Raw genomic sequence first — 5,033 nt, 5'->3', positions numbered from 1 at the left:
CCGCATTCGCGAGCAAGCCCACTCCCACACTTGACCGCGTTTTTTCAGTAGGAACTCGGTCGAATGTGGGAGCGGGCTTGCTCGCGAATGCAGGCGACGCGGTCTTTCCGGATCAACACTCCACCGCACTCACCGCCAACCCACCCCGCGATGTTTCCTTGTACTTGTCATGCATATCCGCCCCGGTATCGCGCATGGTGCGGATCACCCGGTCCAGCGAGATGAAGTGCTGGCCATCCCCCCGCAGCGCCATCTGCGCCGCGTTGATCGCCTTCACCGCGGCAATCGCATTACGCTCGATGCACGGCACCTGCACCAGCCCGCCTACCGGGTCGCAGGTCAGGCCGAGGTTGTGCTCCAGCCCGATCTCCGCCGCGTTGCATAACTGCTCCGGCGTCGCACCGAGGATCTCCGCCAACCCCGCCGCCGCCATGGCGCACGCCGAGCCGACTTCACCCTGGCAGCCGACTTCGGCACCCGAGATCGACGCGTTCTTCTTACACAGGATGCCCACCGCCGCCGCGCCGAGGAAATAGTCGACCACGTTGGCCTCGGTCACTTCTTCGCTGAACTTCATGAAGTAGTGCAGCACCGCCGGGATGATCCCCGCCGCGCCGTTGGTCGGTGCCGTGACCATGCGCCCGCCGGCGGCGTTTTCTTCATTCACCGCCAGGGCGAACAGGTTGACCCATTCCATCGCGCTCAAGGTCGAGCCGATCACGTTCGGCTTGCCCAGCTCCTGCAAGCTGCGGTGCAACTTGGCTGCACGGCGCCTTACATTGAGGCCGCCGGGAAGGATGCCTTCGTGCTTGAGGCCTTGCTCCACGCAATCTTGCATGGCGCGCCAAAGCTTCATCAGGCCGCTGCGGATTTCTTCTTCCGAGCGCCAGGTTTTTTCGTTCGCCAACATCAGCTCAGCGACGCGCAGGTTGTGGGTCTTGCACAGCTGCAGCAGTTCCACCGCACTGGAAAAATCATAGGGCAGCTCGGTGCGGTCCATGTCCGCCACGCCGCTGTTGGCCTGGGCTTCATCCACCACGAATCCGCCGCCCACCGAGTAGTAGGTGTCGCGGTGCAGCTCGCCGTTATCACCGAACACCACCAGGGTCATGGCATTAGGGTGGAACGGCAGGTTTTCGTCGATCAGGCGCATGTCCCGCGCCCATAAGAAAGGCACCGGCAAACGTGCGTCCAGCAGCAGGGTGTTGGTCTCGCGCAGGGTTTCGATGCGGATGCCGATCTGTGACGGATCGATCGCGTCCGGCCACTCGCCCATCAGGCCCATGATCACCGCGTTGTCGCTGCCGTGACCGATGCCCGTGGCCGATAAGGAGCCATACAGCTGAACTTCGACGCGCCTGACTTGTTCCAACACATCACGTTCACGTAATCCTTGAACGAACAACGCCGCGGCGCGCATGGGGCCGACGGTGTGAGAACTCGAAGGCCCAATGCCGATCTTGAACAGGTCGAAAACGCTGATAGCCATTGCCGTGAAACTCCTCGATGAGCACAGGCCAGGCGCACATAACGCCTGGTGACGGAGCTGCTACGCTCATGTCGCAATCCGCCCAGATGCGGCCATCATCAAGCTTTTGTTGGCGCTCACGGCGTCTCACACCGACGTACCCATGCTCATCAGCGCCGCTGTTGTGGAAGGCGACGTTTTGGCCGTTTTTTGCGGTGCAGATCGGTAAAAAGTGCAGTTTTGCCGTGGAAAAAATCTGTAAGCGACGTCACCGACACTGGATACGACCATCCCTGTACTGGATACGACGCCCCCTGTAGGCGTCAGATTTTCACTGGTACATGATCAGTCTCGACTCGTTTGCACAGTTGCGTGGCAGAGCTGTGCCGCACGCCCAACCGCAACACCTATAAGCGCGGTGTTATTGCCGCCAGAAAAACACCAGGAGTCCACCCCCATGAAAGGTTCCCCGTCGTTGTTGTTGGCCGCCATGCTGAGTCTGCCAGTCGTGGCTCACGCTGCAGAACCGGCGCAATGCCAGACCGTCAACTTCTCCGATGTCGGCTGGACCGACATCACCGTCACCACCGCCACCACCAGCGAAGTCCTCAAGGGCCTCGGCTACAAACCCCGCACCACGATGATTTCAGTACCAGTGACCTACAAGTCCCTGGCCGACGGCAAGAACATGGACATCTTCCTCGGCAACTGGATGCCGACCATGGAAAACGACATCAAGCAGTACCGTGATGCCGGCACCGTGGAAACCGTGCGCGCCAACCTGGAAAACGCCAAGTACACCCTGGCCGTACCGGAAGCGCTGTACAACAAGGGCCTGAAAGACTTCGCCGACATCGTCAAATTCAAGGATGAGCTGGGCGGCAAGATCTACGGGATCGAGCCGGGCAACGACGGCAACCGGACCATCCAGACCCTCATCGACAAGGACGCTTTCGGCCTGAAAACCGCCGGTTTCAAAGTGGTCGAATCCAGCGAAGCCGGGATGCTTTCGCAGGTGGAACGCGCCACCAAGCGCGACCAGGCCATCGTGTTCCTCGGCTGGGAACCGCACCCGATGAACACCCGCTTCAAGATGAAGTACCTGACCGGGGGTGATGATTCATTCGGCCCCAACTACGGCCAGGCCACCATCTACACCAACGTCCGCAAGGGCTACACCCAGGAATGCAGCAACGTGGGCCAGTTGCTGAAAAACCTGTCGTTCACCCTGAACATGGAAAGCACCCTGATGGGTAATGTCCTGGACGACAAAATGAAGCCTGACGCCGCCGCCAAGGCGTGGCTGAAGAAGAACCCGCAAGTGCTCGACACCTGGCTCGCCGGTGTCACCACGGTCGATGGCAAACCAGGATTGGAGGCCGTCAAAGCTTACCTCGCCAAGTAACCGCTGACCCCGGGCCGGTACGCTGGCCCGGGATGTTTTTCCTCTTCGCATGTGGACATTCACTACCATGCTGACTGAACATAAAATCCCGCTAGGCCAGTACATCGCTGCCTTCGTTGAGTGGTTGACCCAACACGGGGCCGCCTACTTCGACGCAATCGCATCGACCCTGGAAACGATGATCCACGGCGTGACGTTCGCGCTGACCTGGTTCAATCCACTGGCATTGATCGGTCTGATTGCGCTGCTCGCTCACTTCATTCAACGCAAATGGGGCCTGACCGTTTTTGTCATCGCCTCCTTCCTGCTGATCCTCAACCTGGGGTACTGGCAGGAAACCATGGAGACCCTGGCGCAAGTGCTGTTCGCCACCCTGGTCTGCGTGGTGATCGGCGTGCCGCTGGGCATCGTTGCCGCGCACAAACCGATGTTCTACACCCTGATGCGGCCGGTGCTCGATCTGATGCAGACCGTACCGACCTTCGTCTACCTCATCCCTACCCTGACCCTCTTCGGGCTGGGTGTGGTGCCCGGGCTGATTTCCACGGTGGTGTTTGCGATTGCCGCGCCTATCCGTCTGACTTACCTGGGTATCCGTGATGTGCCGCAAGAGTTGATGGACGCCGGCAAGGCCTTTGGCTGCTCGCGCCGTCAGTTGCTCTCGCGGATCGAACTGCCCCACGCCATGCCGAGCATCGCCGCCGGCATTACCCAATGCATCATGCTGTCGTTGTCGATGGTGGTGATCGCGGCCCTGGTGGGCGCCGACGGCCTCGGCAAACCGGTGGTCAACGCGCTGAACACCGCCGACATCGCCCTGGGCTTTGAAGCCGGCCTGGCGATCGTACTGCTGGCCATCATGCTCGACCGCATCTGCAAACAACCCGACGCCAAAGTAGGGGGTGATGCATGAGCATTATCCGATTCGAAAATGTCGACGTGATCTTCTCCAAAGACCCACGCGAGGCGCTCAAGCTGCTGGACCAGGGCATGACGCGCAACGAGATCCTGAAAAAGACCGGGCAGATTGTCGGCGTTGAAAACGCCAGCCTGGATGTCGAGAAAGGCGAGATCTGCGTGCTGATGGGCCTGTCCGGCTCGGGCAAGTCGAGCTTGTTGCGCTGCATCAATGGCTTGAACACCGTCAGCCGCGGCAAGCTGTTTGTGGAGCATGAAGGTCGCCAGATCGACATCGCATCCTGCACCCCCGCCGAGCTGAAAATGATGCGCACCCAGCGCATCGCCATGGTGTTCCAGAAGTTCGCCCTGATGCCCTGGCTGACGGTGCGCGAGAACATCAGCTTCGGCCTGGAGATGCAGGGCCGCCCGGAGAAAGAACGACGCAAGCTGGTGGACGACAAGCTGGAACTGGTGGGCCTGTCGCAGTGGCGCAACAAGAAGCCCGACGAGCTTTCCGGTGGCATGCAGCAGCGTGTCGGCCTGGCCCGCGCATTGGCGATGGACGCCGATATCCTGTTGATGGACGAACCCTTCTCGGCACTCGACCCGCTGATCCGCCAGGGCTTGCAGGATGAGTTGCTGGAGCTGCAACGCAAGCTGAGCAAGACCATCGTATTCGTGAGCCACGACCTGGATGAGGCGCTGAAACTCGGCAGCCGCATCGCGATCATGAAAGACGGCCGGATCATCCAGTACAGCGTGCCGGAAGAGATCGTGCTGAACCCGGCGGATGACTATGTGCGGACCTTCGTGGCCCACACCAACCCGCTGAATGTGCTGTGTGGCCGCAGCCTGATGCGCACGGTGGATAACTGCACCCACGTCAACGGCTCCATCAGCCTGGACCCGGGCGGTGACTCGTGGCTGGACCTGGCCGAAGGCAACACCATCAAGGGCGCGCGGCAGAACGGTTCGGTGCTGAACCTGCAGAACTGGGCACCGGGGCAATCGGTGGAGGGCCTGGGCCGGATGCCGACGCTGGTGGATTCGAATATCGGGATGCGTGAGGCGCTGCAGATTCGGTATCAGACAGGCAACAAGCTGGTGCTGCAGGACGACAACAAGGTGGTGGGGATTCTGGGTGACAGCGAGCTCTATCATGCCCTCTTGGGCAAGAACCTGGGCTAACAGACACCGCAACATAAATGTGGGAGCGGGCTTGCTCGCGAATGCGGTGTATCAGTGTCAGATGTACTGACT

The 5,033-nt window shown here is 60.6% G+C and carries 4 protein-coding genes; 3 read left to right on the top strand and 1 reads right to left on the bottom strand.

Features of this window, described 5'->3' with window-relative positions:
- Positions 1 to 112: 112 nt before the first annotated feature.
- Complete coding sequence (locus ACW9I6_RS30745; RefSeq protein WP_008434038.1) at positions 113 to 1,489, bottom strand: L-serine ammonia-lyase; 1,377 nt, start codon at positions 1,487 to 1,489, stop codon at positions 113 to 115.
- Between the two features lie 436 nt (positions 1,490 to 1,925).
- Here ACW9I6_RS30745 and ACW9I6_RS30740 point away from each other — a divergent pair, with 436 nt between their 5' ends.
- The 3 genes from ACW9I6_RS30740 (at position 1,926) to choV (ending at position 4,961) form a co-directional block, all read left to right on the top strand.
- Positions 1,926 to 2,873 carry a choline ABC transporter substrate-binding protein gene (locus tag ACW9I6_RS30740; RefSeq protein WP_003216912.1) on the top strand — a complete coding sequence of 316 codons (948 nt, stop codon included), beginning with the start codon at positions 1,926 to 1,928 and terminating at the stop codon, positions 2,871 to 2,873.
- Between the two features lie 67 nt (positions 2,874 to 2,940).
- Positions 2,941 to 3,786, top strand: a complete 846-nt coding sequence (choW, locus tag ACW9I6_RS30735; RefSeq protein ID WP_003216909.1) for a choline ABC transporter permease subunit — start codon at positions 2,941 to 2,943, stop codon at positions 3,784 to 3,786.
- On the top strand, positions 3,783 to 4,961 hold the full coding sequence (gene choV, locus ACW9I6_RS30730; RefSeq protein WP_008434041.1) for a choline ABC transporter ATP-binding protein: 1,179 nt from the start codon (positions 3,783 to 3,785) through the stop codon (positions 4,959 to 4,961). The genes choW and choV overlap by 4 nt, the downstream gene beginning before the upstream one ends.
- Positions 4,962 to 5,033: the final 72 nt, after the last annotated feature.

This window comes from Pseudomonas sp. SDO5522_S412, assembly GCF_054071215.1.
This window is presented reverse-complemented; position numbering and strand designations above follow the sequence as displayed.